Origin of the sequence: Streptomyces sp. NPDC019443 (assembly GCF_044389785.1) — a bacterium.
GTDB lineage: Bacteria > Actinomycetota > Actinomycetes > Streptomycetales > Streptomycetaceae > Streptomyces.
The window spans coordinates 417433-442866 of record NZ_JBIRYJ010000002.1 but is presented as its reverse complement, the minus strand read 5'-3'; the positions used below and the strand labels follow the sequence as shown (position 1 = coordinate 442866).

Genomic DNA, 25434 nt, shown 5'->3' with positions numbered 1-25434 from the left:
TCAGCCGTCCGGATCACAGGTCGTGGCCCAGGCCCGGTCCCACCGGTACGTCCACCCACCCCGTCTCCGCCGTCGCCGCGAACGCCGTCGGCGCCAGCGGTTCCGTATCCACCAGCAGCGGGCCCACCAGGTCCGCCGGGACCGTGGCGTGCGGCAGGGCGGCGGTCAGATGGGCAGCGGCCAGGGTGGCGACGCCCAACTCCGGCATGGTGCCGATCTTTACGGCGAGGCCCGCGGACTCGGCGAGCGCTGCGATCTGCCGGGCCCTGTACAGCCCGCCCACCTTCAGGATCTTGATATTGAGGACATCGGCCGCCCCTCGGCGGACGATCTCCAGGGCGTCGTGCAGCGAGTGCACGCTCTCGTCGGCCATGACGCGCGCGCCGCCGCGGCTGCGCAGCGCGGCCATGCCGGTCAAGTCCCAGCGGGGCAGCGGCTGTTCGATCAGATCGAGCCCGGCGTCGGCGAGCCGGCCGACGGTCCGGCCCGCGATGCCGGGGTCGTAGCCCTCGTTCGCGTCGAGGCTGAGCTCCACAAAGTCCGGCACGGCATCGCGCACGGAATGGACCAGCCGCACATCCAGTTCCGGGTCCTCGCCGCCCTTCACCTTGATGTGGGTGAAGCCGCGTGCGGCGTACACGGCCGCCTCCTCAACCATCTCCTCGACCGTCCCGAGACCGACCACCCAGGTGGTGGGGATGCGCGGGCGGACACAGCCGCCGAGCAGCAGATGCACGGGCCAGCCCGCCGCCCGCGCCGCCACATCGTGCAGCGCGATGTCCAGCGCCGCCTTGGCCAGCTTCTGGCCGCGGATGGCGGCGTCCATGGCGGCGTGCGCTCCCGCCAGGTCGCGGGGGTCGCGGCCGATCAGCGCCGGGGCGGCGTGTTCGGTGAGCGCCGCCTCAAGGCCCGCGAGGGTCTCGCCGGTGTACGCGGTCATCGGGGAGGCCTCACCGAAGCCGGTATCGCCGTCTGCCGTGCGTACTTCGACGACCAGGCTGATGAGTTCGGGGCTGGTTCCACTGCTGATGACGAAGGGTCGCCGATAGGGGGCCCTGACAACGCGGGTGTGGACCGAGACGATCTTCAAGCACGGCTCCTTCGAGTTACGGCCCGGACCGTAAGGGTGGGCTTAGAGGCGTACGCGGTAGACGATCGGCGGGCGGCCCGTCTGGCCCAGCTGCCGGCTGCCCGTCGGTACGGCCACCCCGGCCCGTTCCAGGCGCTTGAGGATGCGGCGGGCCGTGCGCTGCTGGACGGCGAGGTGCTCCGCCACGCGGTGCGCGGTGATGCCCTCGTCCTGCTCCTGAGCGGCCAGTTCACGCAGCCGGTCCAGCGTCTTGGGGTTCAGTCCGACGCGGCGGGCGAGCGTGACCGTGCTCTCCGGCCCGGCCGCCGCCGCGGACAGCGTGGACGCGGAGCGTTCCGCGTCGATCACGATGTCGACGTCGTCGGTCATCGAGACGACTCCGGCCACCGGGCCCACCGAGCGGGCCCTGTTGACCGCGCGCCTGGCCAGCGATTCGGCCTCCGCGGCGGTGCGGCCGAGGCCGAAGCCCACATGAGCGGCGCCGTGCCGGGCCGCGAGGTCGTCGAGGAAGGGGAGGCGGGTGAACTGCCCGCTCACCTCCTCCAGGACGCCCCGGGTGGTGACGACCAGCCGCTGCCCGTCCGCCAGATCGGCGAGGCTGCCGCCCAGCACTCGCAGATCCGCGGCCAGTTCACTGTCGGCCGCCGGAAGATCGATGATGCCGAGGGCGACCTGGGCGTCGCCGCTGTGCTGTCCCGCGGTGGCGAGCACAAGGGCCTGGAGCGTGGAGCGTATGGAGTGCCGGGACGGCGCGAGACGTACGGCGTGCATCTCGTGGTCGAGGAGATGGAACGCCGAGCCGAGGCAGGTGAGGGCGACCCGCGTCTGCTTCCTGTCCCGCGCGGCGAGATGGAACTCCGCCAGGTCCTGCGAGGTCAGCCCGGGCCGGTAGGGCAGTACATGCACATGGTCGGTGGGCAGCTTGGCCTCGGTGAGCGTCTCCATCACCTCGCTGCGGCGCAGCGTGTCGATGGAGATACGGGATACGTCGTGGCCGAGGCGGAGCAGTTCGACCAGGGCACGCAGCAGGGTCGCGCCGCTGTACGGCACATACATCGCGGGCCGGTCGACGATTCCGGCGGCGGTGGCGAGCGTGTGCGGCACGACGCCGGTGAAGAGCAGCGCGTCCACCTCGGCCTGCGCCCTGCCGACCACGTCGAGGGTCTCGTCCTCGTGCCGGTACGGGAGGGGCACCAGCCGGTCCGCCCCGGCCGAGCCGCCGACCGCGACCACCTTGTGCACAAGGTCCTCGGGACCGATGACGCCGACCGTGAGAGCCATCGGCCGGTCTCCGTTCTTCTGGAGTGGTTCTGGGGTACTTCTGGACGGGGTTGACGCCCGACAACCGCGGCTTTAATTTCGGCCCAGGCCATAACCGCATGCTTGCGGAGAGGATAGTGCCCCGATGCCCGAACGGGAAATGCCGCTGCCCACAGTTCTCGGCCCGCGCGGCCGCACCTTCGGTGAGGAGGAACGGGCCGCGGTGCTGCGCGTCCTGGACTCCGCGGTGCTGTGCAGCGCCTTCGGCAGTGAAGCACGTTCCCTTGAAGCCGAGATGACGCGGTTGTACTCCCGCGGGGCCCGCGGGTCCGGCCCGTCCCGCCCGTCCCGCCCGTCCCGCCCGTCCCGCGGGGAAACGGTCGCCTGCAGTTCGGGTACGGCCGCGCTGCATCTGGCGGTCGCGGCGGCCGGGGTCGGCCCGGGCGACGAGGTGATCACCACACCGCTGTCGGACTTCGGCACGGTGGCACCGGTCGTCGCGCAGGGCGGCCGGGTGGTGTTCGCCGACGTACGCCCCGACGACGGAAACCTCGACCCCGGCGCCGTCGAGGCGGCGCTCACCTCGCGCACCAAGGCCGTCATCGCCGTGCATCTCTTCGGCGCCGCCGCCGACATCGACGCGCTGCGCGCCATCTGCGACCGGCACGGACTTGTGCTCATCGAGGACTGCGCGCAGGCCTGGCTCGGCGAGGACAGCACCGGCCGACTGCTCGGCACGGTCGGGGACATCGCCTGCTTCAGCCTTCAGCAGTACAAGCACATCACCGCGGGCGACGGCGGCCTCGCGCTCACCGACGACCCCGGGCTCGCTCGCCATATGCGGCTGTTCATGGACAAGGGCTGGGACCGCACAGAGGGCCGGATCCACCGCGAGATGGGCCTCAACTACCGGATGACCGAGCTCACCGCGGCGGTGGCCCGCGCGCAGCTGGCCAAGGTGGCGGACGTCGTACGCGTGCGGCGGGAGCGGGCCGGGCAGCTCGTCGCCGCGCTCGCCGGGCTCGACCGGGTCACCGTGCCCGAGCCGCTGCCGGGCCACGCTTGGTGGCTCTTCCCGCTGCTCGTCGACGACAACTCCCGCTGGGCAAAGGACCTTCAGGCCGAGGGCGTCCCCACCATGCCGGGCTATCTCGAACGTCCGCTGTACGCCAATCCCGCCCTGCCGGGGTACCCGCCGGGGCTGTGTCCGCAGGCGGAGCAGCTGATCGGCCGGACCCTGCTCGCCCTCCCCTGGAACGAGGGATACACCGAGGCGGACGTGGAGTACATCGCCCGCGCGATCCGCACCGTCCACGACCGGGCCCACGCACGGTGACCGCGGTGACCGACTACGACTGGCTGCGGACCGCGCCCGAGGAACTCATCGGCTGGGACGTCGACGTGCTGTACGGCCCGTGGCCCAGGCATCACGCCGACATCGGCCTCGCCGAGGTCAGGGCCCGCCTCGCCCGCTCTCCCGTCTCCAGGGCGCTGGCCATGTCGACGCGGGGCGCGCTCTTCGACGACGCCGCGGGCAACATCCGTACGGTCAAGGACCTCGCCGACTGCCCCGAGCTGCTGCCGGTCGGCACCGTGGATCTGCGGGACGCGCTCGCCGCCGACGATCGTCTTGACGCCCTGGACGCGGAGGGCGTGCGCTTCCTGCGGCTGTTCACCGAGCAGCAGGACGTGGAACCGGACTTCCCCGGCTACCGGCATGTGATCGGGCAGGCAGTCGCCCGCGGTCTGGTCCTCCTGCACGACGGGGACCCGCGCCACTACGGGCCGGTGCTCGCCGGGCGCGGCGCGGATGTCGTCTTCCTCGACGTGCACTCGTATGTGCTGGCCGACTTCCTGCTCCTCGCCCGGAGCGAACCGGGTTTCCGGGCCACCACCCGGCTGCTCTCCGCCCCCGACGCGATCGAGCGGGTCGTCGACACGGCAGGCGCGCGCCATCTGGTCTTCGGCTCGCGCACCCCCTTCATGGACATCTCCCCGCAGACGCTGCGGCTGCGCTACGCGGGCATCGGGGAGGCGGAGCGCGCGGCGATCGCGGGCGGGAACGTCGAGGAGTTGCTGGGCTGATGCCGATCATCGATGTGCATGCGCATGTGGGCCCGTGGCCATTCCACATGGACACGGGCGACGCGGCGTTCAACATCCGCCTGATGGACAAGTACGGCATCGATCTGCAGCTGGTGTCGGCCGCCGAGGCGGTGGTGTACGACGCCGTGGCGGGCAACGCCGCGCTGCGCGAGGTGCTGGCCGTGCACCCGCGGCTGCTCGGCTACGCCGTGGTGAACCCGAACCGTATCGAGGAGAGCGCCGAGGATCTGCGGCGCTGTCTGGACACCGGCCGGTTCGTCGGCGCGAAGATCCACACCCACTATCCGGGGCGGCTGATCGGCACGCGGGAGATGGCCGAGGCCTTCGACGTTGTCGACGAGGCGGGGGTGCCGCTGCTGCTGCACACCTGGGGCCCGGAGGTCGCGCTGCTGCCCGAGCTGCTGGAGAGCCGGCCGCGGCTGCGGATCATCATGGGCCACGCGGGCGGCGACGCCTGGCGCGAGGCCGCGCACGCGGCGGCGGCGTGCGACCGGCTCTACCTCGAACACTGCCGTACGGTCACGGACGCCGGCCGGATCGACTACGCGCGGGCGGCGGGGGTGCCGGTGGAGCGGCTGCTGTTCGGGACGGACTCGACGCTGATCGATCCGTCGGTGGCGCTGGGGGTGGTCCGGGATGCGGGCTTTTCGTTTGAGGAGCGGGAGGGGGTGTTGTGGCGGAACGCGGTGGGGCTGTTCGGCTTGGAGGGGGTTCTTTCCCCACCCCGCCCCTTCCCGTAACCGGGGGCAAGCCCCCCGGGCCCCCGTACGGCCTCCGGCCGTGTCCTCAATCTCCCCCAGACTTCGTCCGGGCGGACCCCCAACGGGCTTGATTTCCGCCGGTCGGCCTGGAATTTCACGCCGACCGGCGGGAAATTCCAGCCTCGTGGGGATCCCCGGACGAAGTCGGGAGGAGTTTGAGGCGCGGTCCCGGACGCGAATCAAGCCCCGCCGACGTTGAGGGCGCGGTCCCGGACAGCGAAATCAAGCGCCGTCGACGTTCAGGGCGCGGTCCCGGACGCGAATTTCAGCCTCGCCGGCGATTGAGGCGCGGGGTCCGGGGGCCGAGCCCGGTTCAGACAGCCCCCGCCTCGGCCTCGTCCGGCTCCTTTGCCAGCTCCTCCAGGCAGTCCACCACCACCCGCCGCTCCCCCACAGCCAACCCCGGCCCGTACGGATCACACGCCGACGACTCCGGAAGCAGCCCCTCCCACACCGCCGCCCACAGCATCCGCTGCACATACCCCTCGATGGGCGCCAGGAACGTCGCCTCCGCGAACCGGTCCAGGCGGCCCGACGCGCGCACGAAACCGGCGTGGTCGCCCGCGCACCAGGCGTCCAGCACCGCGCTCGTCAGGCCGACCCGGGCCGCCGCGATGCCCACCAGTGCCGAGTCCGCACCCCACATCAGGGACGGGCCGAACATCCGGTCCTCGCCGGTGACCACCAGCTTTCCGCTCTCCTCGGTCGCGCGGATCGCGTCCTGGCACGCCATCGCCCGGTCCAGGGTGGCGAGTTTGATCCCCGCGGCCGACGGAAGAGCCATCAGTCGGCGGATCAGCGCCGGCGGATACGGATAGCCGCCCGCCTCGCCGTGCAGGAAGAAGCCGAGCACGGGCAGCCCGCTCACCGCGGCCACGCTCTCGTGCAGCCGTACGGCCTCGTCGTCGTCCCCGTCGAGCTGCGCGAGCGGATAGACCATGACCGCGTCCGCACCGCCCTCCGCCGCCTGCACGGCCATGGCGACCGTGGCGGACGCGGCCTCCTGCAGGGTCCTGGGGCGGACCGATCGTGGCACCCCCACGCCTGCCACGATCGGCCCATCGACCGCCTCCCGCCAGATGCTCAGCACCTGCTGTCGGTCGGGTTCGGAGAGATGAAGACCGCGACCCGTGTGGGCCCATACCGCGACGCCGCCGATCCGGGCGGCCGCGATCCGCTCCGCGTATCCGCGCAGCGCGTCCAGGTCCACGACTCCCCGGGGATCCATGGGTGTGGCCACCGCGGGCAGTACGGCACCGCGCAGCCTGTGCACCAGGTTCTCCGTCGCAGACATGAGCGATCTCTCCCGTCTGTTGCGGTCGTTGTCGACACGCTAGCCTTTACGGTCCGGACCGTAAAGGAAAGGCCAGCGAGAATGCCCAAGCGCGCCATGCGTCTCGGCCTGTACGTCAATCTCTACGCGGACAAGGCCGACCGGCCCCGGCTCGCCGACGCGGTGGAGCAGGTGCTCCTTGCCGAACAGGCCGGATTCGACTGGGTGGTGCTGGGCGAACGGCATCTGCACCGGCCCGGATACCACGAGGCCCTCACCTCCCTGGCGTATCTCGCCGCGCACACCGAGCGGATCGGACTCGCGACGGCCGGGCTGATCGCGCCCGTCTACCAGCCGGTGTGGCTGGCCGAGACCCTCGCGCACATCGACGTGCTGTCAGGAGGGCGGCTCACGGCGGGATTCGTACTGGGCTACCGGCCCGAGGAGTTCACTCTGTACGGCACCCAGCCGCGCGAGCGCGTGTCGCGCTTCGAGGAGTGTCTGGAGCTTGTCACCCGGCTGTGGACGGAGGACGCGGTCACCCACCACGGCCGCTGGACCTCGGTGGACGAGGCCTTCCTGTCGCCGCGTCCGGTGCAGTCCCCACGCCCCCGGATCTGGAACGGCGGGCGGGTGTCGGCGGCGCTGGAGCGCACGGCCCTGATGTGCGACGGCTGGACGACCTCCTTCAACGAACTCGACTCCGAACTCCCGGAAAAGATCGCGGAGTACCGCTCCTACCCGCGCGGAGCGGCGAGTCTGGGCGCGGAGGTCATCGTCTGCCGCGAGGGCTACGCCGCGCCCTCTTCGCAGCAGGCCCGCTCCGCCCTGGAGGCCCCGCTGCGTGGTCTGTACGACGCCTACGGCGACTGGAAGCGCACCTCCGCGGATGCCGCGCGCTACGCTCAGCAGTGGGACGACATCGAGGCGCGCTCCGTGATCGGCTCGGTGGACCAGTGCGTGCAGCGTCTGGGGGCGTACGGCGAGATGGGCGCCGACGGTGTAGTGCTGCGTATTCAGCCGCCGGGCATGCCTCAGAAGGACGCCCTGAGCGCGATCGAGTCGTTCGGGTCCGAGGTGCTGCCGCGTCTCAACGGGTGAACGGGCGCTGCCGGAAAGCCTGCTGGACCAGGAGCGCGGCGCGGGCGATGTCCGCCATGGCCGCGTCGTCGGCCATCAGCATCGGCTGGCGCACCCAGACGACCGTGTCCTCGGCCGCCTCTGCGACCGGGCACGGACCGCCCGCGGTGCAGGGCTCGCGCGACAGGGAGCGGTAGCCCGCGTCCAGCGGGATGCCCTGAGCGGTCATGGCCTCCAGGAACGCCGCCTTGGGGTGGCCGCCGAAGGCCGCCGGTTCATAACGGAGCATGGCCAGGTGCCAGGTGTGCCGGGTGGTCCCGTCAGGGGACCCGATCAGATCCAGGCCCTCTACCTCCTTCAGAGCCGCCTCCAGCGTCGCCGCCCGCGCCGCCCGGTGAGCCAACTGCTGTTCGAGTACCGACAGTTGGGGATGCAGCACAGCGGCCTGGAACTCCGTCATCCGCAGATTCCAGCCCAGTTCCGGGTGCTCGTACCAGCCCCCGTCCCGGCGGCGGCCGACATTGTGCAGCGACCACAGTCGCTCGTACGTGCGCCGGTCGTCCGTCACCACGATGCCGCCCTCCCCCGCGGTCATCGCCTTGCTGGACTGGAAGCTGAAACAGCCCGCGTCCCCGAGGTTCCCGGCCGCCCGTCCGTGCCGCCGCGCACCGTGCGCCTGGGCCGCGTCCTCCACCACCGGGATGTCCCAGGAGCGCAGCGCCTCGGTGTCGGCAGGCGCGCCCGCCAGATGCACCGGCATGACGGCCCGGGTCCGTGGTCCCACGAGCCGCCGCGCCGCCGCCGGATCCAGGTGCAGGGTCTCGGGCAGTACGTCGGCGACAACGGGCCGGGCACCCGCCAGCACCACCGCGGTGGCGCTGGCCACGAACGTATAGGCGGGCACGATCACTTCGTCACCCGGCCGTACCCCGAGCGCGCGCAGCGCCAGGAAGAGCGCCACAGTGCCATTGACCGTGCAGACGCCGTGAGAAGCGCCGACGCTCTCGGCAAAGGCCGCCGCGAAGGACTCGGTCTCGCTGCCCGTGGTCGCTCCCCACTCTCCGCTCTCCAGCACCCGCAGCAGCCGCTCGCGCTGCTCCTCGCCGGCCGGCGGCGGCCACTGCGGCCACCCTTCGGTGCGTACGGGCGTCATTTCAGGCCCTTCAGCAGGCGGTCCATGGTGCCGTGCAGAATCTGCGCCCGGTCGGCCTCGTCGAGGTCGGCGAGCAGTACGCGCCCGAGTCCCACCCGCAGATCGAGGAAGACGGCGTCGGAGCCGAAGGCGATGCGCTCGGCCCCGGTCTCGGCGACCAGCCGCAGAAGATGGCGGGCGGTCATCCGGGAGCCGCACGTCTCCAGGACCAGATTGGGGCAGCGGGCCGCGGCTTCGGCGGCGGGTGCGAAGCCGCTGGTCCACAGGCCCGAGTGGCCCATCAGAAGCGGCAGTTCCGGGTAGTGGGGGGCCACGGCCGAAAAGCGCACCGGCTCGGAGAAGGCGGATGCCTGCTGGCTGTGCGCGAGCACGATGCGGCCGCGGTCGGCGGCGATGTCGAAAGCCTGGGTGTAGGCGCGGTGGTCGAGCGGGAGTTCATGGACTTCGGGGTGGAGCTTGACCCCGATGACGCCGGGCGCGTCCATCAGGTCGCGCAGCCGGGCCGGTGCCTCGGAATCGTGCGGATTGAAGACGGCGTAACCGAGGAGGCGTCCGGGGTGCTGTGCGAGCTCGGTGAGCAGCAGGGCGTTTCCGGCGCGGGCGTCGGGGCCGACGGCGAGCAGATGCGAGACACAGGCCGTGGCGACGCCGCACCGGTCCATGACCTCGACGAGGCTGCGGGCGGAGCCGTCCGGGATGGCGAAGTCGGACCAGCGCCCGAGGTGGCCGTGGGCGTCGATGACGGTCACGGGTCTTCGCCCTCGCCGAGCAGCCGCAGGGCGTTGCCGCCCGCGATCAGCACCGTGTCGGCGTCCGGCAGCGCCAGGGTGTCCAGCTGGTAGCGGGGTCCCGCGTCGTCGGTGACGGGCGCGCCCGTGCCGAACAGGACGCGGCGGGCTCCGTACCGTCCGGCGAACCACTCGACCTGCAGATGCCCGGCGAGTGTCGAGGTGTCCACGTACAACTCCACGTGTGAGTCCATGAGTTCGGCGAGCTCGCGCAGGCTGCGGTAGCCGGTGCCGGTGAGAATGATGCGCAGGGTCGGCAGGGCGCTCGCCAATTGATGGATCTCGGCGGCGGTCACCGTCTCCCAGCCGAGCAGGACGGTGGTGCGCGTCTTCGCCAGCGCGGCGGCGAGGGCGAGGGCGTGCCCGCCGGTGAGGGACCAGCGGTGTTCGCCGGGGCACAGCCGCACCAGCCGGGCGCCGCCCTGCCACTGTGGTGTGCCGAGCGGCCCGGGAATCAGCACCGGCACCGGACGCAGCCGTACGCTGTCGGCCTCCTCGACGGCCGTGAGCGACTCGTTGCCGTCGCGCGGGTCGCCGTACACGGCATGCGTGTGGACCACGCATGCGCTGTCGATGCGCAGCCGGTCGAGTTCGCCGACGAGCCCGGCCGGGGCCCGGCTCGCCACCTCGTCGTACGGCAGCGGGCCGAGCAGCCGGTTGATGTCGACGACGGTCATGTCTTGAGGCCGGTGGTGGCGATCGAGTCGGTCAGATACCGCTGCAGCAGTCCGAAGACGAGCAGACAGGGGATCACGGTGATGGTGGCCCCGGCCATGATCTGGTTGACCGCGACATTCTCGCCTTCAAGGGTGGCGAGGCCGACCGTGAGCGTGCGCATCTCGGCGGACTGGCCGATGACGAGCGGCCACAGGAAGTCGTTCCAGTGCCAGAGGAAGACGAAGACGCCCAGGGTCGCCAGGACCGGCCGGATCAGCGGGATGACGACGGTGGTGTAGATGCGCCACTCCGAGGCGCCGTCGATCTTCGCGGCCTCGAAGAGTTCGTCGGGCAGCTGCTGGATGAACTGCCGCATGAGGAAGACCGCCTGGGAGTTGGCGAGCGTAGGCACGATCATTCCCCAGTACGTGTCGACGCCGCCCAGCTCCGAGACGAGGATGTAGTACGGGATGAGGGTGGCCTGGAACGGCACCATCAGGGTCGCCAGGAACGACCAGAACAGCACCTCACGGCCCGGGAACCGCTTCTTCGCGAACGCGTATCCGGCCATGGACGAGAACAGCAGGATGAGCGCGACGGAGACCACCGAGTAGATCAGTGAGTTGACCGCCCAGCGCATGATGTCCGCGCTGCTGAGCACGTCGGAGAAGTTCTGCCAGGTGGCCCGGGTCAGGTCGAACGCGCCCGGCAGCGTCTGCCCGCCGGGCGGCGCGAAGGCGACGAGCACCATCACCACGAAGGGGATGACGGTCACGAGCGCCACCAGGACCAGCAGGACGGGCAGTCGCAGCCGCGCCATCAGTCCGCGTCCCTTCCGATGAGCCGTCGCTGGATGAGCGAGAAGATCAGTACGACGAGGAAGAGCACCAGGCCGATCGCGCTCGCGTATCCGAAGTCGAAGAACTTGAAGCCGGAGTCGTAGAGGAAATAGACGAGCGAGTAGCTGGAGCGCACGGGTCCGCCGGCCGTCATCACATACATCTGGTCGAAGACCTGGAAGGAGCCGATGGCCTCGATGACGAGAACGAAGAACAGCACCGGCCGCAGCAGCGGGAGGGTCACCCAGCGAAACCGCTGCCAGCCGTTCGCCCCGTCGATGGTGGCCGCCTCGATGACGTGCTGCGGGATCGACTGGAGTCCGGCCAGCAGGATCAGCATCGAGTAGCCGAAGCCCTTCCACGCGGAGGTGACGGCGATGGAGGGCAGGACGAGGTGCTCGTTGCCGAGGAAGTCGACGGGGCCGAGGGAGATGACGCCGAGCGCGGCATTGAGCAGGCCGTCCTGGACCTCGTAGATCCACTTCCAGATGACGGCGGCCAGCACGATGCTGGTGACGTACGGCAGGAAGAACACCCCGCGGAAGAACCCGCGCGCCCAGACGGTGCGGTGCAGCAGCAGGGCCGTGCCCAGGGAGAGCAGGACGGTCAGCGGCACGAAGAACGCGGTGTACAGGGCGGTGACGCCGAGGCTGGACCAGAACACGTCGTCGTCCAGGAGACGGCTGTAGTTCTCGGCCCCGATGAACTGCCACTCGCCGTTCAGCCGGTAGTCGGTGAGCGAGAGGAACGCGGCGCCGAGGGTCGGTCCGAAGCGGAAGACGATGAACAGCAGGAGCATCGGGGCCACGAAGAGAAGCCCGACGCGGGCCTCACGCCGTCGTACGGCCCTGCTGAAAGAGCTCCTGCCGGGCGAGGCCTTGCGGGGAGGGACCTCGCCCGGGGAGATCTTGGTCAGGGACGTCTGACTCAACGCTGCCGCGCCAGGAGGTCGTCGGCCTGCTTCGCCGCCGCGTCGAGGGCTTCCTTGGGGCTCTTCTTGCCGGTCAGCGCGGCCTGGATCTCGGGCGCGATCAGTGACATCAGCTGGCGTGCGGTGGGGTTGGGCTCACCGGGGTAGGCGTTGGCGAGCGCCTCCTGGAACTCCTTGGCGTGCGGGGCGTCGCTCGGCACGGTGACGTCCGTACGCGGCGAGAGGAAGCCGCTTGCCTTGCCCATGCTCTGGAGCTGCTCCGGCTTCGTCATGAACGCGAGGAACTTCTCCGACCCGGAGACGTTCTTGGACTTGGCGTTGATGCCGAGCCCGCCCGGGATGCCGAAGGTCACCTGCTTGGCCCCGGTGAGCGGCGGGCCGACGACGACGTTCTCCGCGCCCCAGGCCTGGGCCGCGGTCACGGCGTCCGCGGGGGTGTTGGAGAAGCCCATCGCCGCCTGCTGCTTGCCGAGCGCCTGGTCGGCGACGACGTTGGCGTTGGTCAGGGCGGACTTGGGGATCGCGCCGGATTTGTACAGGTCGGTGACGAAGGTGAGGGCCGCGACGCCCTCGGGCCCGTTGAAGGCGACCTTCTTGCCGTCGTCGGCGAAGACCTTGCCGCCCGCCTGCCAGAGCAGGGGGTAGAAGTTGAGGTTCTGCGTCGCTTCGTTGCCCGCGGAGTAGTCGAGGGCCGCGGCGCCCGCCTGCTTCAGTTTGGGGGCGGCCGCCTTGATCTCGTCCCAGGTGGCCGGGGGCTTGGTGATGCCCGCCTGGTCCAGCAACTTCTTGTTGTAGAGCGTTGTGGTGACGGTGTGGTAGATCGGCGCCGCGTAGACCTTGCCGTCCTGCTTCATGGCTTCGAGTGCGGCCGGCAGGAACTTGCCCTCGGTGCCCTTGAGCGCCCCGTCGACCGGCCTGATGGCTCCATTGCTCAGATACTGCGGGATCTGGTCGGGGCCGAGCAGCACGACGTCCGGGCCCTTGCCGCTGCTGAAGGCGGTGGCGAGCTTCTCGTCGCGGTTCTCCCACGGCTGCTGCTCCACGGTGAGCTGCACGCCGGGCTCGGCCTTGGCGAAGTCCTTCTCGATCTGTGTCCAGTAGGCGGAGTTGGCCTTGGGGTCGGCGATCACCGGGTACATCCAGACGGTGACCTTCTTCGACCCCGAGCTGCTGTCGCCGCCGCACCCGGTGATCAGGGCGGCGAGCGTGAACAACGCGAGTGGTGCGGCGGCGCGCTTGAAGCCTGTCTTCATGGGGGCCTCCGGAAGGCCTGAGAAGGGGAGCCAGAGCCCGGCTAGTTTCGGCCTGGGCCGAAACTAGCCGGGCGGTTTTGGCATGTCAATGCCTTGATGACGGGGGGTCAATGTCGCGAGGTCAGACCGCGGTTCAGATCCGGCGATCAGATCGTGTGACCGGGCCGGGAGATCAGTGCCGGGGATCGACGACGAACAGCTCGGCGACACGGTTGAAGTACAACCGTCCGTCCTGATGCCCCGTCAGCCGCCGGTGCGGATACGCGACGATCAGCACCGGGTCGCGGTGCGGGGCGAACGGATCGATGCGGTATATCAAGCCGCCGTCCACGCTCACGTACAGCTTCGAGCGCGACACCACTATCGAGCCGCCGGTGCTCCTGGTGCCCAGCTCATAGCGGTGAACGATCTGCCGGCTCTGCCGGTCGACGGCGAAGAGCGTGTGCCCGGCGAGCCCCCACAGCTTCCGGTCGGGGCCGATGGCCAGCGCGCTGACCGTCCCCTCCGTGCTGACCGGCTCGAACTCCCAGAGCTTCTGGCCGCGGTCCACGTCCCAGGCGAAGACCGCACCCGCCTTCCTCGTGGGCGGCGTGGTGCTGAGCCCGCCGGTCACGGACCCGCCGCCGTAGACCACGCCGTCGTACGCGGCGAGCGCGAAGAGGCTCTGATCCTGCGAGACATTGCGGGTGAACTGCCAGTCCCGGGATGACGGATCGTAGATGGCGAGCCCGCCGCCGAGCCGGTCGCCGGACGGGACGGTGCCCACGGCGATCTTCCCGTCATCCGCCTCGGCGAGGCATTTGCTGCGGGCCTGCAGCTGTGGCCCCAGGTTGAAGATCAGCTCGGGGTTGGGGGTGGTCCCCGGCGGGCCGCCGGGTGAGTACTCGGGACTGTTCCAGGGCTTGTCGGGCCGGTAGCGGTAGAGCCTGGACTCGGGATAGACGCCGAGCCAGACCGAGCCGTCCGAGGACTGAAGGATAGATTCGATCTGCGCGAAGCGGTGGAACGAAGAGGCCCCGGTGTCCGTACGGACCGCGCCCAGGCCGCCGTTGAGGAACCCGCCGGCGTAGACGGTTCTGCGCCCGCCCCCGGCCACCGCCAGGATCTCTATGGGCTCCTTGCGGACCTTGGTCTCCAGGATCGCGTGCGCCCCGGTGGTGGGGTTGTAGCGGAACATCTCGCCGCGCCAGAGCGTGCCGACGACACTGCGCCCCGGATAGTCCGCGACGCCCAGCTCGGCCCAGCCGATGGACCGGGTGTTCTGCACCTTGCCGGTGAGGGTGAGGCCGGTGCCGGTGAGCTGTTTGGTGGCCGGGTCGTAGCGGCGCAGTTCGCCCCGCTGGATGAGGTGGATGCCGCCGCCGGAGTCGGGCGGGGCGATCTTCAGGCCGTGTGCGTCGGGGATCTCATCGGTCCAGGCGCGCGTGGCGAGGTCGTAGACGAAGAGCGGACCCGGCAGGTCGGAGCCGATCCGCGCGTAGAGCCGTCCGCCCAGAGCGTCCAGGTCGTACACGGCCTTGCCCTCTATGGTGCTGAGGCCGGGCGGCTTGGGGAGTTCGGTGACCGAGCCGGTCGCCGGGTCCAGCTCGGCGATGTGTGCCGCGGCGTACGAGCCGGAGTAGACCTTGCCGCCCGCGCAGGCGATGCTCCGCACATACGTCTGACCCACGACCACCTGTCCGAAGTTGGTGTACTCCTTGGTCGCCGGGTCGAAGCGGAAGACCTTTCCGCCGGGGAAGGTGCCGCCCCAGATCTTGCCGTCCGCGTCCGAGGTCAGCGACCAGATGAAGGTCTGCGCGGCGATCGGCAGGCCGAGGTCCTCGGCGACGTCGCCGGCGCCGGGCCGCCAGCGGTAGAGATGAGCGTTGCCGTAGGTCCCCGCGTACACCCCGTCCGGCGCGGCGGCGACGGCCCAGGAGCCGTCAGCTCCGGTGAGGGGCGCGCTGACCAGTTGTTCTCCGGTGGCCGGGTCGATGGCGTTGAGATAGGCGGGCTTGCCCGTCGACGCGTTCCACAGGGCCGGTTTGCCGCCCGGCCCCGGAGCGACCGTGCCGCCCAGAAGCAGGACGTCGGCGAGCGGTACACCCAGCGATACGGGGTCGCGCATCAGCGCCTCCTCGGCGGACGCGGTGCTCGGAGCTGCTAACGACAGTACAGAGGCGGACAGTGCTGCGGTCGAGCCGGCGAGAAACGCTCGTCGCGTCGTCACAGGGGTAACACCTCCGAAAGGAACGGGAGTTACGGCACTAGCCGAAAGTGATACGCCACCCCCCGTGGGGCGTCAACGGCGCCGACCGAGCGGCTCCGGGACAGCACTCCAACGGGCCCACGTCATGGCCATTCAGCTCCATCCACCGGACAGCGGCGCGCCCGGTGCCGGCGGCACGGCGGGCCTGCGTGAGACTGATGGTGTGAGAAGTGAGAACACCCCCTTCGTGGGCGGGCCGCTGGACGGGCGCGTGCTGCCGGTTCTGGTCGGGCCGACCGGGCATCCCCCGAAGTGGTACGAGGTCCCCGTGCCGAACGACGACGGCACGCCGCCGACGGTGTACGCATACCGGCGTGTCCCCGCGGGCTACTCCAAGCGGCTCGGTCTGCGGCGCGGCTGGAAGTACGAGTACGCCCCCGAGGGCGCGGTGCGACGCGCGCTCAAGTGGCCCTGGTCGAAGCCGAACGGCGCGCCATAAGATCGCGAGGACCGTTTCGCCAGGGGGGATGCTCGCCATGGAGCCGCTGCAGCAGGACGATCCGCGCCAGTTCGGCCCCTACGCCACACTGGCGCGCTTGTGGGAGTCGGCGAGCAGCGTCCGCTATCTGGCGCAGGGGCCCGACGGCACGACCGTGGTGGTCTCCGCCGCCAGGCCCGAGCTGGCCGCGGTGCCGGCGTTCCGGCGCCGCTTCCAGGCCGAGGCGCGGACCGCGGAACGGCTGGCCGGCGGGTGGGTGCCCGAGCCGCTCGGATCCGGCACCGACGAAGAACTGTGGACGGCGAGCGCGTACATCCCGGCGCTGACCCTGCGCGAGGCGATCGCGCTGGCCGGCCCGCTGCCGGAGCGGGCCGTTCGGATACTGGGCGCGGCGCTGGCGGAGACGCTGTCCCGGGTGCACGCCACGGGTGCGGTGCTGCACGGCCTGGCCCCCGACACCGTGCTGCTGGCGGCGGACGGCCCCCGGCTCACGGCCTTCGGGGCGCTGGGCGCGGCGGCGGTGGCCCAGGCGGGCCCGGGCGGGCAACTGTCCGTACAGCTCGGCTATCTGACCCCGGAACAGTCGGCGGGTTCGGAGCCGGGCCCGGCGTCCGACATCTTCGTCCTGGGCCTGCTTCTCGCGTACGCCGCGACGGGCACCACCCCGCTGGGCGACGCGGACGGCATCGCGCACGGCGAGCCGGAGCTGGGCGGGGTTCCGGCCGGGTTGCGCCCGCTGGTGGCGAGCTGCCTGTCCAAGCTCCCTCAGGACCGCCCGTCGGCGAGCACTGCGGCGGCGACCTTGGCTCTGGAGGGCGCGGCGGCACTGGCCAGGGACGGCTGGCTGCCACCGAGCCTGGTGAAGGCGGTGGAGTCACAGGCGGGAGCGGTGGAGGGGCTCACCCTCGGTGTGGTCGTTCCGCACGGTGTGGTGGTGCCGCGGCACTCGGCAGGCGCCGTGGCCGAACCCGTGGGCGTCGGCGTACCCGGCCAGGCCCCGGGCCCGCATCCGTTCGGCGGGCGCCCGCAGGCCGGCGGCAGCGTCCCCGTACCGAACGTGACGCCCGGTGACCGGATGACCGCCGCCCTCGCGCTGCCCGCCGCGCGAAGCGCCCCGCCCATGCCGCAGGCCATGCCCGTACCCGCATTCGCACCGTCGCCCACCCCCGCCCTTGCCCCCGCCTCCGCCTCCGCCTCCGCCAAGCCCGACCGGCGGGCCCTGCTCGTAGGCATCGCCGCCGGGCTCGCCGGGGTCGCCCTCGGTGGCGGTGGGGTGTACGCCGTCACTGACGGCGAATCAGAGGCCGCCCCCAAGGCCCGCCCCGCTCCCGGGCGCACCCGCGTCGCCGGAATGCCGCCGGAGCCCGCCTGGCGGTACGAGCAGCCCGGCAAGGAGGGCGACGCGCCGCCCAGTGCCACCGTCTGGCGCGACCGCGTGCTCGTGCTGACCGGCGGTGACCAGGCCGTCGGCGTGGACGTGCGCACCGGACGCCGGCTCTGGCAGCTCAAGGAAGCCGCCTCGCTCTCCCGCGCCGTGCCCGTCGACGACGCGCTCTGTCTCGTCGACGGCCCCACCCACTTCCTCTGGATCTCCGCGCTGGACGGGCAGATCAGGCACCGGGTCGCCAAGACCGCCCTCGCCGGCCCTGGCGAGACCCTGACCCTCGGGAGCATCACCGGCTGGGAAGGCAGCACGCTCTGGATGACCGGCCACGTGAAGAAGGGCGCCGCGCTCGCCGCGTACTTCTTCGCGTACGACCTCGTCGCGCGCAAGTGGCTGTGGCGCACCCCGGTCACGAACGGCCTCCCCCCGCGCATCCCCCGGTACGACCTGATCGCCGTCCGCCCCGCCGACATCGTCGTACGGCAGGACGCGGCGTCCCTCACCCCCGCGCAGCGCACCGCGTCCAAAGGCGCGTCCGTGCTGCTCGCGTTCGACCGGAGGACGGGCAAGCTGCGCCAGTCGCTGCCGCTGCCCGGCGTGGTGCCTGCCGCCGCGGTCGTCGGCGATACGACGGGGAGGCTGTTCGCCGCGGCGGCGAGCGAGTTGCACGCCTTCACCAGCCGCACCGGCGCACGGCTGTGGCGGCTGGCCGCCGCCACCCCAGCGGCCGGCCAGACCGGAATCTTCCCCTTCGGCAAGGGGACCCTGCGCGGCCCGGTGCTGTACGTCGCCAACCGCTACCAGCAGGTGTGCGCGATCGACACCGCCACCGGCCGCCAGCAGTGGCGGCGCTCCACCGAGGCGCCCGTCTGGAACGGCGTCCCCGGCACCGCCCTCAGCGCGAGCGGCGCCACGGTGCTCGCGGGCGACGGCGCGCAGCTCACCGCGTTCGCCGCGCGCGACGGCAGGCGGCTGTGGAAGTTCCAGGAGGCGGGCGTGAAGGACGTCCCGGGCGGCCCCCGCTATGTGCCCCTGCCGGGTGGCGGCGGCCGGAATCTCGTCGTCCAGCGAGAGCGGACCTTCTACGCGCTGCCGGTGGACTGACACGCCGGAGGCGACCCCGCACTACGCCCCGACGAGTGACCGTATTGCGCTGATCCGACCACTCGCGGGGCACTCCCACGCGCGCCCTCGCATGATCGGCCGTGGGGTGGACGGCCCGCCCTCCCCGCAGCCGGAGGTGATGAAGTGTCAGGCAGACTGCTCCGCTCTGTCTGTACGGCGGCGCTGGCGGCCGCGACCACCGTCGCGGCGGTACCGGCCGCACCCGCGGCCGACGACCCCGCGGCCGGCACACCCACACCCGCACCCGCACCGCCCACGACCGTCTCCGGGATGCTGACCGCGCTTCAGACGCTGTACCGCCAGGTGGAGGAGGCCGGCGAGACGTACAACGCGACGGAGGAGGAGCTCAACAAGCAGCGCGCCAGGACGGCGAGGCTCGCCCGCGAGCTGGCCGGCGCGCGCAACGCGGTCGTCGCGGCCCGCGGCGAAGCGGGACGGCTGGCCCGCGAGCAGTACCGGGGCCAGTCCGAGCTGTCCTCGTATCTGTGGCTGCTGCTCGCCCGGAATCCGAAACAGGCCCTCGACCAGGACCATCTGATGGAGCGCGCGGCCGCCGGGCGGCTGGCGACGATGGCCGGTCTTGAGGCGGGCGCGAAGCGGGCCGCCAGGCTGGCGGCCGCGTCCCGCAAGGCGCTGGACAGGGAGCTGACGCTGGCGACGAAGCAGAAGGAGGCGCGCGACAACGCGACCGCGCGGCTGAAGGACGTCGAGAAGATGCTCGCCTCGCTCTCCGCCGACGAGATCGCCGAAGTGGCGGCGTTGGAGCGGTCCAACGCGGCCAAGGCCCAGGAGAAGCTCCTCGCCTCGGGTGTGCTCGACGGTAGGCGGACGCCGACGCGGAAGGGCGAGCGGGCGCTGGAGTACGCGGTCGAGCAGATCGGCAAGCCGTACGTCTGGGGCGCGGAGGGCCCGCGATCGTACGACTGCTCGGGGCTGACCTCGCAGGCCTGGGCACAGGCAGGCCGCGAGATCCCGCGGACCAGCCAGGAGCAGTGGGCCCAGCTCCCGAAGGTCTCGCTGCGCTCACTGCGCCCCGGCGATCTGGTGATCTACTTCCCCAAGGCCACCCATGTGGCCATCTACCTCGGCAACGGCATGGTCGTCCAGGCCCCCCGCCCGGGCACCAAGGTCAAGGTCTCCCCCATCGCGGCGAATCCGCTGCTCGGCGCGGTCCGCCCGGACCCGGGCGGCAGTCCGCTGAGCACGTACACACCGCCGCGGCTCCCGAAGGGCGCCGCGGCGGGGCCGGACCACGGCTACTCGGCGGCGGAGGCTCCGGACACCTCGGCCAAGTAGGCGTTCGCCTTCTCCGGCTCGAAGAAGAAGTTCTCGAAGTCGGCCGGATCGTTGAAGCCGTTCGCGAACCGGTCGGCGACCGGCTGGAGCCCGCCGGCCGCGCCGATCAGGTTGAGCACGTGCTCCGGCGGGACGCCGAGCATCGCGTTCGTCCACTTGGTGACGTGCTGCGCGGTGTCCCAGTAACGGTCGAACGTGGACTGCATCCACGCCTCGTCGAACGGCCGGTCGCCGTGCTCGGTGATCGAGGCGAGGTACGAGGCGGCGCACTTGGACGCCGAGTTGGAGCCCTGCCCGGTGATCGGGTCGTTGGCGACGACGACGTCCGCGACGCCGAGGACCAGACCGCCGCCGGGGAGGCGGCCGATCGGATTGCGGACGGTGGGGGCGTACCGGCCCGCGAGCGTGCCGTTCGGATCGGTCAGCTCGACCTTGGTGGCGCGTGCGTACTCCCAGGGCGTGAACTTCTCCATGAGCTCCAGGGTCAGGGAGAGGTGCTCGGCGGGGTCCTTCACCCCCTGGAAGGCATCGAGCGGTCCGCCCGGGATGCCCTCCCAGAAGAGGATGTCCGCGCGGCCGCTGTTGGTGAGCGTCGGCATCACGAAGAGCTCGCCGACACCGGGGACCAGGTTGCAGCGGACCGCGTCGTAGTCGGGGTGCTCGGGGCGCGGGCCCAGGCCGTGGACGTAGGCGACGGCGAGCGCGCGCTGCGGTGCGTCGTACGGGGAGCGGGAGGCGTCACGGCCGAACATCGAGACCAGCTCGCCCTTGCCCGCCGAGACCATCACCAGGTCGTACGTACGGGAGAAGTAGTCCAGGTCGGAGACCGCCGCGCCGTGGATGACGAGCTGGCCGCCGCGCTGCGCGAACGTCTCCATCCAGCCGGCCATCTTCACGCGCTGGTCGACGGACTGGGCGTAGCCGTCGAGCTTGCCGACCCAGTCGATGGCGCGGGTGGAGTCCGGGGCCGCAACGGAGACGCCCAGGCCCTCGATGCGCGGGGCCTGGGACTCCCAGAAGTTGATGCCCAGATCGCGCTCGTGCTGCAGCGCGGTGTGGAACATGCACTGTGTGGACATGACCCGCCCGGACCGGATCTCGTCGGCCGTGCGGTTGGACATGAGGGTGACCTCGTAGCCCTGCGACTGGAGTCCGAGGGCGAGCTGGAGACCGGACTGACCGGCTCCGACTATGAGTATCTTCCGCATGGCGGGTGTTCTCCGTTGCGTAGCTATTCGGGGGTTGCTTCGAGGGCGTGGGCGACCAGCGTGAGCAGGGACTCGATCACCGTGATCCGGTTGCGCGCGTCCATGATCACCACCGGTACGTGGGGCGGCACCGTCAGCGCTTCCCGCACGTCTGCGGCCTCGAACAGCTCCGTACCCTCGAAGTGGTTGACGGCGACGATGTACGGCAGGCCACTGCTCTCGAAGTAGTCGAGCGCCGGGAAGCAGTCCGGCAGCCTGCGGGTGTCGGCCAGCACGACCGCGCCTATCGCGCCACGCACCAGGTCGTCCCACATGAACCAGAAGCGCTGCTGGCCCGGCGTGCCGAAGACGTACAGCACCAGGTCGTCGTCGAGCGTGATCCGGCCGAAGTCCATGGCCACGGTCGTGGTGAGCTTGTCGGGCGTCGCGGCGAGATCGTCACTCTCCTCGCTGGCCTGCGTCATCAGCGCCTCGGTCTGCAGCGGCGTTATCTCGGAGACCGAGCGGACGAAGGTCGTCTTGCCGACGCCGAAGCCGCCCGCGACCACGATCTTGGTGGCGATGGGTGCCCTGGTGCGGTCCAACTGCCAGACCTGCAGCTCCTCTTCCGGCTGCGGGTGGGGACGGGCAAGCAGCGTGTCAGAGGCGGCGGAGTCCACTCAGCACCCTTTCGAGCAGCGCGCGGTCGGGCTGGCCGGCGCCGTGCCCGGTCCCGTACACGCGAATCTTTCCCTGGTCGGCCAGGTCGCTGAGCAGCACCCGGACTACACCGAGCGGCATCTTCAGCAGGGCCGATATCTCGGCGACGGTACGCATACGGCGGCACAGCTCGACGATCGCCCGCAGCTCGGGCATGACGCGCGAGGAGAGGTCGCCGTTGGGCAGTTCCCTGCGCTCCTCGGGGGCTTCGAGCGCGGCGACGAACGTCTCGACGAGCAGCACGTGGCCGAAGCGGGTGCGGCCGCCGGTGAGTGAGTAGGGGCGGACCCGGGCGGGGCGTCGGCTCTCGCCGCGGACGGGAAGCCTTCGGGCGGGTTCAGCGGCGGGCGTCACTGAGCGCTCTCCATCGATTTGCGCAGTTCGCTGCGGAGTTCGGGGGTAAGGACATGTCCGGCGCGGCCGACGAAGAGCGCCATGTGGTACGCGACGACGGTCATGTCGCAGTCGGGGGTGGCGTGCACGCCGAGCAGCGAGCCGTCGCTGATCGACATCACGAAGACGCTGCCCTCCTCCATCGCGACCATCGTCTGCTTGACGCCGCCGCCGTCCATCAGCTTGGCGGCGCCGATGGTGAGGCTGCCGATGCCGGAGACGATGGTGGCGAGGTTCGCGCTGGAGCCCCTGGGGCCTTCCCGGCGTCCGGTGGCGGCCGGAGCGGCGTTCTGGGCAGGGTCGGACGAGAGCAGCAGGAGTCCGTCGGACGAGACGACGGCGACCGAGCGAACCCCTGGCACCTCCTCCACGAGATTGCTCAGCAACCAGTGCAGATTGCGGGCTTCACTGCTCAGGCCGAATGTCCCGGTCGCAGTCAACTGCGTGCCTCCTCGACTGTGTCCCCCGCTTCTGCTGCTTCGGTGCCTTCATCCGTCTCCGTCTGGTCCGCGATCTCGGCGATCTCCGCCTCGGCGTCGCGGCGGCCGTCCTTCGCGCCCTGGTGGAAGCCGCCCAGGCGGCGGCGCAGGGCGTCGGCGTCGACGCTGCCGGCGCGCTCGCTGGGCGCGGCGGCGGGCTTGACGACCTTGGGGGTGCGCTTGGGCAGGCCCTTGTCCGTGACGCGTTCCCAGGCGGGCCGCGGCTCATCGACCGGCTCGGGCTCGGCAACGGGCTCAGGCTCGGTAACCGGTTCAGGCTCGGCGACCGGCTCGGACCCGGCGGTGGGCACGGATCCGGCGACCGGCTCGGACCCGGCCGTGGGCACGGATCCGGCGGTCGGCTCGGACCCGGCGGTCGGCTCGGGCTCCACCGCGGCCACCGGCTCTTCGGAGACCGACTCCGGCATGCGCATCGCGAACGTCGCCTCGTCGACCCCGGTGCTCTCCGGGTCCCCGTCGGCCGTCCGCTCGTGCGCGTCCGGCTCCGCCGCGCGGATCGCCTGCTCTGCGGCCACGACCAACGGGTCAATTCGGCGCGAACTGCCCGGCAGCGCATTGGAGTTGGCCTCCGCCACCGACCCGGGCAGATGCTGCGTCGGCGTCCCGACGGTGCCCGCCACCGGCACGGTGTGCGTCTCGGCGCCCGGCGGTCCGGTCGGCAGCAGCGCCTGCGTGAGAACGACGACCGCGGCGATCCCGCCCTGCTTCTGCTCGCGCAGCTGCACCCGTACGCCGTGCCGTGCTGCCAGCAGCCCGGCCACCCGCAGCCCGAGGCCCTCGCCGTCCCGGCCGGCCCGGCTCTCGTACGCGTCCGGGTCCTCGAGTCGCGCGTTCAGCTCGGCCATCCGCCCGGCGGTCATCCCGATGCCGGTGTCCTGTACGGAGAGCATGACCTCGCCGCTCTCCAGCAGCCAGCCCGACAGCTCGACCTGGGCGTCCGGCGGCGAGAAGGAGGCGGCGTTCTCCAGGAGCTCGGCGATCAGATGGCTGAGGTCGTCCGCGGCGAATCCGGCGACCTGCGCGTGCGGCGGCAGGGACTGGATGATCACCCGCTCGTACCGCTCGATCTCGCTGACGGCGGCGCGCAGTACGTCGATGAGCGGCACCGGGCTCGCGTGCCCCTGGCCGTGCTCGGCGCCCGCGAGGACCAGCAGGTTCTCGCTGTGCCGGCGCATGACGGTGGCCATGTGGTCGAGCTTGAAGAGGGTGGCGAGCCGCTCGGGGTCCTGCTCGCGCTCCTCCAGCCTCTCGATCACGCCGAGCTGCCGCTCGACGAGGCCGAGGGTGCGCAGCGAGAGGTTGACGAAGGTGTGCTGGACGGTGTTCCGCAGCCGTTCGAGCTCGGCGGTCAGCTCGCGGGTGTGCGCCTGGAGTTCGGCGCGGCCCGCGGCCACTTCGGCGGTCAGCGTGTCACGGGCGTCGGCCAGGTCGCCGCGGTCGCTGTCCAGCCGCTCGGCCCGTACGCCGAGGTCCCGCAGCTTGTCGTGCAGGGTGTTCAGGGACCGTACGACCTGCGCGAACTCGTCGTTGCGGCCGGTGAAGCGGACCGGCTCCTCGACCTCGGGGGCGGCCGCGAGTCGGGCCGCGCCGATCCGCAGGACTGCGAGCGGCCGGGTGAGCGTACGGGCGACGGCGGCGGACACGCCGACGGCGACGATCAGCAGTCCGCCGAGCAGCGCGATCCGGATCTCCAGCGCGGTGACGTCGTCGTCGCGCAGCTGCTCGAAACTCTCGGTCCGTTCGGCGGCGAGGGAGGACTCGACGCCCCGCATCTGCTCGATACGGGCGGTGAGCGAGGATTCGAGCTTTTCGCGGTTGGACTTGCGGTCGGCCGAGGAGAGCTCGGGCTGGTCGGTCAGCCGGGCGAGATAGCGCTCTGCGGCCTTGACCTCGGATCCGGTGACGGTGGCGGCCAGCGAGTCGCGGGCGTCCTTGCCTGCCGCCTGGTCGAAATCGGCGAGCGCGGCCAGTTCACGCACCCGGGACTGCTGGGCGGCGGCGCTCAGCGCGTTGCGCGTACGGTCGCTCTCGCCGTCGTCCCCGCCCTCGTCCTGGACGGGCAGTCCGGTGACCGGGTCGAGGCTCGGGCTGCTCTCCGTGCGCGGCACGGAGAGTGCGGCCAGCAGCAGCCCGCGGGTGGCGGACGCCTGCTCGACGGCGAGGCCGAGTGCGGCGGACGAGCGCAGCGAGCTGGGGGTCCCCCCAGGCCGAAGGCTCTGGGGGAGGGTGCCCGCGGCGGCCCGCGGTGGGGTCTTGTCGGCGAGCTCGTCGGCGAGGGCGTGCAGGTTCGCGATGACCGCGGAGTACGCCTGGTAGGCCTCCATCGCCGTGCCCTTGCCGGTGAGGGCGGTGCGGCGGACGGAGGGCACGGCGGACAGGTCGCGGCGCAGTTCGGCGTGGTCGCCGGGGATGGCACCGCGGATCTCGTCGATCTGCCGGTCGACGCGGGTGCTGCGGCTGGCGGAGATCTCGCGCCGGTCGTCCTTGTCACCCTTCTGGTCGTCACGGCCCGCCGCGATGTACGCGGTGACCTCGTCGCGCTCGTCGGCAAGGGAGTGGGCCAGGGTGACGGCCTGGCGGTTCAGGGCGGCGAGGGTGACCAGGTCCTGGGACTCGGTCAGTTCGGCGGAGGTGGCGAGGACGCCAGGGGCGCCCGCCGCGATCACGACGAGGCTGACGGCGGCGACTCCCGCCACCAGACGGCTGCGTACCCGTACGGCGCGGGGGGCCGGGGAGCCGTCCGGAGTTTCAATGGGCCTGCCGCCGTTGCCCCGAGGCCGCTTCATCTGCACCGGTGCTCGCAATCTTGCTTGACTCGTCCGCCCATGAATCCGACCAGAGATGACGACCGGTCACACGCGAGGGCCTACCCCTGGTACGGAAACGAGTGAACATCACTCGGGAGTTGGCGAACAAGTCGCCGCCGGGGCCGATACGGCGACGCGCGGGGC

The 25434-nt window shown here is 71.4% G+C and carries 22 protein-coding genes; 7 read left to right on the top strand and 15 right to left on the bottom strand.

Features of this window, described 5'->3' with window-relative positions; genetic code table 11:
* Positions 1 to 13: 13 nt before the first annotated feature.
* Positions 14 to 1090, bottom strand: a complete 1077-nt coding sequence (locus ACH492_RS08220) for a mandelate racemase/muconate lactonizing enzyme family protein (RefSeq protein WP_398984056.1) — start codon at positions 1088 to 1090, stop codon at positions 14 to 16.
* A 42-nt stretch (positions 1091 to 1132) separates the two neighbouring features.
* A complete protein-coding gene (locus ACH492_RS08215) occupies positions 1133 to 2371 on the bottom strand; it encodes a hypothetical protein (protein WP_307661149.1) in 1239 nt (412 codons plus the stop codon).
* A gap of 124 nt (positions 2372 to 2495) precedes the next feature.
* On the opposite strand from ACH492_RS08215, the gene ACH492_RS08210 reads away from it, so the two are divergent.
* Genes ACH492_RS08210 through ACH492_RS08200 form a run of 3 tightly spaced genes read left to right on the top strand, consistent with a single transcriptional unit; the run spans position 2496 to position 5196 of the window.
* A complete protein-coding gene (locus tag ACH492_RS08210) occupies positions 2496 to 3686 on the top strand; it encodes a DegT/DnrJ/EryC1/StrS family aminotransferase (protein WP_398984054.1) in 1191 nt (396 codons plus the stop codon).
* A gap of 5 nt (positions 3687 to 3691) precedes the next feature.
* Positions 3692 to 4435 (top strand): amidohydrolase family protein, encoded by a 744-nt coding sequence (locus ACH492_RS08205; protein WP_398984052.1) that lies wholly within the window; start codon positions 3692 to 3694, stop codon positions 4433 to 4435.
* Positions 4435 to 5196 (top strand): amidohydrolase family protein, encoded by a 762-nt coding sequence (locus tag ACH492_RS08200; protein WP_398984050.1) that lies wholly within the window; start codon positions 4435 to 4437, stop codon positions 5194 to 5196. The genes ACH492_RS08205 and ACH492_RS08200 overlap by 1 nt, the downstream gene beginning before the upstream one ends.
* Positions 5197 to 5530: 334 nt before the next feature.
* Here the strand turns inward: ACH492_RS08200 and ACH492_RS08195 are convergent, their stop codons facing one another.
* Positions 5531 to 6511, bottom strand: a complete 981-nt coding sequence (locus tag ACH492_RS08195) for a dihydrodipicolinate synthase family protein (protein ID WP_398984048.1) — start codon at positions 6509 to 6511, stop codon at positions 5531 to 5533.
* Between the two features lie 81 nt (positions 6512 to 6592).
* Here ACH492_RS08195 and ACH492_RS08190 point away from each other — a divergent pair, with 81 nt between their 5' ends.
* Positions 6593 to 7591 (top strand): LLM class flavin-dependent oxidoreductase, encoded by a 999-nt coding sequence (locus ACH492_RS08190; protein WP_398984046.1) that lies wholly within the window; start codon positions 6593 to 6595, stop codon positions 7589 to 7591.
* Here the strand turns inward: ACH492_RS08190 and ACH492_RS08185 are convergent.
* The 7 genes from ACH492_RS08185 to ACH492_RS08155 form a co-directional block, all read right to left on the bottom strand.
* Positions 7581 to 8723 (bottom strand): DegT/DnrJ/EryC1/StrS family aminotransferase, encoded by a 1143-nt coding sequence (locus ACH492_RS08185; protein WP_398984044.1) that lies wholly within the window; start codon positions 8721 to 8723, stop codon positions 7581 to 7583. The genes ACH492_RS08190 and ACH492_RS08185 overlap by 11 nt on opposite strands.
* On the bottom strand, positions 8720 to 9472 hold the full coding sequence (locus ACH492_RS08180; protein WP_398984042.1) for an amidohydrolase family protein: 753 nt from the start codon (positions 9470 to 9472) through the stop codon (positions 8720 to 8722). Before ACH492_RS08180 ends, ACH492_RS08185 begins: the two co-directional genes overlap by 4 nt.
* A complete protein-coding gene (locus ACH492_RS08175) occupies positions 9469 to 10188 on the bottom strand; it encodes an amidohydrolase family protein (protein WP_398984040.1) in 720 nt (239 codons plus the stop codon). Before ACH492_RS08175 ends, ACH492_RS08180 begins: the two co-directional genes overlap by 4 nt.
* The gene (locus ACH492_RS08170; protein ID WP_398984038.1) at positions 10185 to 10988 is read right to left on the bottom strand and encodes a carbohydrate ABC transporter permease; all 804 of its coding nucleotides are present in this window, start codon (positions 10986 to 10988) and stop codon (positions 10185 to 10187) included. The genes ACH492_RS08175 and ACH492_RS08170 overlap by 4 nt, the downstream gene beginning before the upstream one ends.
* Positions 10988 to 11938 (bottom strand): carbohydrate ABC transporter permease, encoded by a 951-nt coding sequence (locus ACH492_RS08165; RefSeq protein WP_398984036.1) that lies wholly within the window; start codon positions 11936 to 11938, stop codon positions 10988 to 10990. The genes ACH492_RS08170 and ACH492_RS08165 overlap by 1 nt, the downstream gene beginning before the upstream one ends.
* Positions 11935 to 13191, bottom strand: coding sequence for an extracellular solute-binding protein (locus ACH492_RS08160; RefSeq protein WP_398984034.1), 1257 nt, complete (start codon positions 13189 to 13191; stop codon positions 11935 to 11937). The genes ACH492_RS08165 and ACH492_RS08160 overlap by 4 nt, the downstream gene beginning before the upstream one ends.
* Positions 13192 to 13363: 172 nt before the next feature.
* Complete coding sequence (locus tag ACH492_RS08155; RefSeq protein WP_398984032.1) at positions 13364 to 15400, bottom strand: hypothetical protein; 2037 nt, start codon at positions 15398 to 15400, stop codon at positions 13364 to 13366.
* A gap of 202 nt (positions 15401 to 15602) precedes the next feature.
* On the opposite strand from ACH492_RS08155, the gene ACH492_RS08150 reads away from it, so the two are divergent.
* From ACH492_RS08150 to ACH492_RS08140, 3 genes are all read left to right on the top strand, one after another.
* Positions 15603 to 15878, top strand: coding sequence for a hypothetical protein (locus ACH492_RS08150; protein WP_398984030.1), 276 nt, complete (start codon positions 15603 to 15605; stop codon positions 15876 to 15878).
* A gap of 37 nt (positions 15879 to 15915) precedes the next feature.
* Positions 15916 to 18366 carry a PQQ-binding-like beta-propeller repeat protein gene (locus tag ACH492_RS08145; protein ID WP_398984028.1) on the top strand — a complete coding sequence of 817 codons (2451 nt, stop codon included), beginning with the start codon at positions 15916 to 15918 and terminating at the stop codon, positions 18364 to 18366.
* 144 nt (positions 18367 to 18510) lie between these two features.
* Positions 18511 to 19683, top strand: a complete 1173-nt coding sequence (locus ACH492_RS08140) for an NlpC/P60 family protein (protein ID WP_398984026.1) — start codon at positions 18511 to 18513, stop codon at positions 19681 to 19683.
* Here ACH492_RS08140 and ACH492_RS08135 read toward each other — a convergent pair.
* From ACH492_RS08135 to ACH492_RS08115, 5 genes are read right to left on the bottom strand one after another with little or no spacing between them, the layout of a single operon-like run.
* A complete protein-coding gene (locus ACH492_RS08135) occupies positions 19644 to 20891 on the bottom strand; it encodes a styrene monooxygenase/indole monooxygenase family protein (RefSeq protein WP_356221372.1) in 1248 nt (415 codons plus the stop codon). The genes ACH492_RS08140 and ACH492_RS08135 overlap by 40 nt on opposite strands.
* 23 nt (positions 20892 to 20914) lie before the next feature.
* Complete coding sequence (locus tag ACH492_RS08130; RefSeq protein WP_398984024.1) at positions 20915 to 21550, bottom strand: GTP-binding protein; 636 nt, start codon at positions 21548 to 21550, stop codon at positions 20915 to 20917.
* Entirely contained in the window at positions 21531 to 21944 is a 414-nt protein-coding gene (locus ACH492_RS08125; protein ID WP_307661166.1) for a DUF742 domain-containing protein, read from the bottom strand. Before ACH492_RS08125 ends, ACH492_RS08130 begins: the two co-directional genes overlap by 20 nt.
* A complete protein-coding gene (locus ACH492_RS08120; RefSeq protein WP_398984022.1) occupies positions 21941 to 22423 on the bottom strand; it encodes a roadblock/LC7 domain-containing protein in 483 nt (160 codons plus the stop codon). The genes ACH492_RS08125 and ACH492_RS08120 overlap by 4 nt, the downstream gene beginning before the upstream one ends.
* Complete coding sequence (locus ACH492_RS08115) at positions 22420 to 25275, bottom strand: nitrate- and nitrite sensing domain-containing protein (RefSeq protein ID WP_398984020.1); 2856 nt, start codon at positions 25273 to 25275, stop codon at positions 22420 to 22422. Before ACH492_RS08115 ends, ACH492_RS08120 begins: the two co-directional genes overlap by 4 nt.
* Positions 25276 to 25434: the final 159 nt, after the last annotated feature.